The 2,990-nt window shown below is 71.3% G+C and carries 3 protein-coding genes; 1 reads left to right on the top strand and 2 read right to left on the bottom strand.

From position 1 onward, the window contains the following. Nucleotides 1-914: biotin carboxylase N-terminal domain-containing protein (locus tag RMN98_RS05275; protein WP_309647755.1), on the bottom strand; the 914-nt coding region annotated here is incomplete at its 3' end. Nucleotides 915-969: 55 nt separating this feature from the next. On the opposite strand from RMN98_RS05275, the gene RMN98_RS05270 reads away from it, so the two are divergent. Further along, a complete protein-coding gene (locus tag RMN98_RS05270; protein WP_309647754.1) occupies nt 970-2,205 on the top strand; it encodes a hypothetical protein in 1,236 nt (411 codons plus the stop codon). Between the two features lie 190 nt (nt 2,206-2,395). Here the strand turns inward: RMN98_RS05270 and RMN98_RS05265 are convergent. Further along, nucleotides 2,396-2,990, bottom strand: a 595-nt coding sequence (locus tag RMN98_RS05265; RefSeq protein WP_309647753.1) for an MMPL family transporter, incomplete at its 5' end; no start/stop codon positions are given.

Raw genomic sequence — 2,990 nt, 5'->3', positions numbered from 1 at the left:
TCGGTGACCTCCTCGGTCACGGTGTGCTCGACCTGGATGCGCGGGTTCATCTCGATGAAGACGTAGTTGCCCTCGGGGTCGAGGAGGAACTCCACGGTCCCGGCGTTGCGGTAGCCGATCTCCTTCGCGAAGCGCACCGCGTCGGCGCACATCCGCTCGCGCAGCTCGGGGTCGAGGTTGGGTGCGGGCGCGATCTCGACGACCTTCTGGTGGCGACGCTGCACCGAGCAGTCGCGCTCGAAGAGGTGGATCACGTTGCCCTCCCCGTCGGCCAGGATCTGGACCTCGATGTGGCGCGGCTCGACCACGGCCTGCTCGATGAAGACCGTCGGGTCGCCGAAGGCGCCCTCGCCCTCGCGCATGCAGGTCTCGACGGCCTCGCGGAGGTCCTTCGGGTCGTCCACGCGACGCATGCCGCGACCGCCACCACCCGCGACCGCCTTCACGAACAGCGGGAAGGGCATGTCCTTGGCGCTCGCGACCAGGGCGTCGACGTCGGTCGAGGGCTCGACGCTCGCCAGTGTCGGGACGCCGGCGGCCTTGGCCGCCGCGATCGCACGGGCCTTGTTTCCCGTGAGCGTCAGCACCTCTGCGGTCGGACCCACGAAGGTGATGCCGGCGTTGGCGCAGGCCTCGGCGAGCGCAGGGTTCTCCGACAGGAAGCCGTAGCCGGGGTAGATCGCGTCCACGCCCGCCTTCACCGCGACCGCGACGATGCCGTCGGGGTCGAGGTAGGCCCGCACGGGGTGCCCGCGCTCACCGATCTCGTAGGACTCGTCGGCCTTCAACCGGTGCTCGGACCAGCGGTCCTCGTGGGGGAACACCGCGACCGTCCGCGCGCCGACCTCGTAGGCCGCGCGGAAGGCTCGGATCGCGATCTCGCCGCGGTTGGCCACCAACACCTTGGAGAACATGGCCCAACCCTAGAAGTTCCCGAACCGATCCGTCGTGGTGAGCGTCGCACTGGACATGACCACCTCCCGACTCCGTCGTACGACGGCCCTCCTCGCGCCCCTCCTCCTCGTGGTCCTCGTGCCGGTCGGCCCTGCTGCTGCGGCTGCGCCCCCGACCTGCCACGGCAAGCGCGCCACGATCGTCGGGACCGACGGGCCGGACCGGTTGGTCGGCACGCCGGGGCGCGACGTGATCGTGGCGAAGCGTGGCGACGACCTGATCCGGGCGGGGCGGGGCGACGACCTGGTCTGCGCGGGACGCGGCGCCGACGTGGTGTGGGGAGGGCCAGGCGACGACCGGCTGCACGGCGAGGGCGACCGGATCTTCCAGGACCAGGGCGGGCCCGGGATCGCGGGCGACACGCTGCGCGGCGGGCCCGGCAACGACCTGCTCGACGTCGGCTTCTACGTCGCCGCCGACACGGGCAACTTCCCCAACACCGTGGCCTGGGACGAGTCGGCCGGCCCGGTGCGCCTGCGGTTGGGGGCGCCCGGCGCGGCGGAGGGCGTGGTGATCGGCGAGGGCCGCGACCGCATCGTCGGCGCCCGCCGCCTGACCGTCGTGGGGTCGAGGTTCGGCGACGTCCTGGACGCGCGGGTGCCCGGCGACGTGAAGGTCGTCGCAGGCGCGGGGGCCGACCGGGTGCGCACCGGTGACGGCGACGACGAGGTGCTCACCGAGACCGACGTCGTCGACCACACGGTGGGGGACCGCGACATGGTCTTCACCGGTGCCGGCGACGACGAGGTGTCGTCGTACTCCGGACCCGACGAGGTCTCGCTGGGCCACGGGAACGACGTCGCGCTCACGGTCAGCGACGCCCCGGTCATCGTCGACGGGGGTGCCGGAGGTGACCAGGTCAACGCCACCGTGCACGACGACCTGATCCTCGACGGCGGCACCGGCAACAACTCGGTCGTCCTCGACGCGACGGGGGTGGCCGGCGGTCTGGTGCTCACCCGGCGCGAGGGCACGCTGGTCTCCGACACGATCCTGGCCCGCGTGGGGCGCTTCACCTCCTACGACCTGATCGGTGGCTCCGCCTGGACCTACACCGGCGCCGATCTCCCCGACCGCGTCGTCGCCCTCTCCGCCGCCGGCCCGATCCGGATGTCCACCCTCGGCGGTGACGACGAGCTCTGGGGCACCGCCTTCGACGACCTCCTCGACGGCGGTCCCGGCACCGACGAGGTGCACCCCGGCGGCGGCACCGACACCTGCATCAGCGTCGAGGTCGGCACCTGCCCCTGACCGACGGCGTGTGGGTAGGCGTCGAGACCCGACCCGCACGCTGATCGAGCCAGCCCAGCGTCAGCCATCACGACGCCGGGCGCCTGGCGGTGGATCAACGCGCGGTACGCCGCACGACCGGATGTCGTCCGTCCGATCCCGTGGAAGGCTGCACCCATGAGTGATGCTCGGACTCTCGTTGCCGCGGAGGCTATGAGTCTGTCCCGGGACGTGGCTGCACCGGGGTAGCCGGGAGGAAGAGGGCCCGGGCGAGTGACCGGGGCATGGTCCAGTTGGCTCCTCCGAGTACACCGACCAGTGCCGGGGCGAGCAGCCCTCGGACGATGACCGCGTCGATGGCGATGCCGAGCGCCAACGCGGTCGCGAGGACCTTGACCTCCACGGCAGGCACGGTTGACAGGGCGATGAAGGCGAAGAAGAGGATGAGCGCAGCCGAGGTGACGAGCCGCCCGGTGTTGGCGATCCCTTCCACGACGGCACGGTCGGTTGCGGTGCGTTCGTCGAGCGCCTCCCCCGAGTCCGGGGAGAGAAGCAGGTCGTGCTCTTCACGCATCCGCGAAAGCAGGAAGACCTCGTAGTCCATGGAAAGGCCGAAGAGGAACGCGAACGCCGCGACGGGCACCCAGATGGTGATCACTCCGGAAGCTGACTGCCCGAAGAGCAGGTCGGAGCCGTAGCCCTCCTGCCAGATGAGGACCGTGACGCCGTACGCCGCCCCGAGCGACAAGACGTTGAGTGCAAGGGCCTTGATCGGCAGCCACAGCGAGCGCAGCGCGCGAGCCAGG

Source organism: Nocardioides sp., assembly GCF_031397825.1.
Lineage (GTDB): Bacteria > Actinomycetota > Actinomycetes > Propionibacteriales > Nocardioidaceae > Nocardioides.
This window is presented reverse-complemented; position numbering and strand designations above follow the sequence as displayed.

Bases quoted from the DNA above. Each gene is read 5' to 3' on its own strand.
- RMN98_RS05270 (WP_309647754.1), top strand. From the start codon at position 970: ATGACCACCTCCCGACTCCGTCGTACGACGGCCCTCCTCGCGCCCCTC.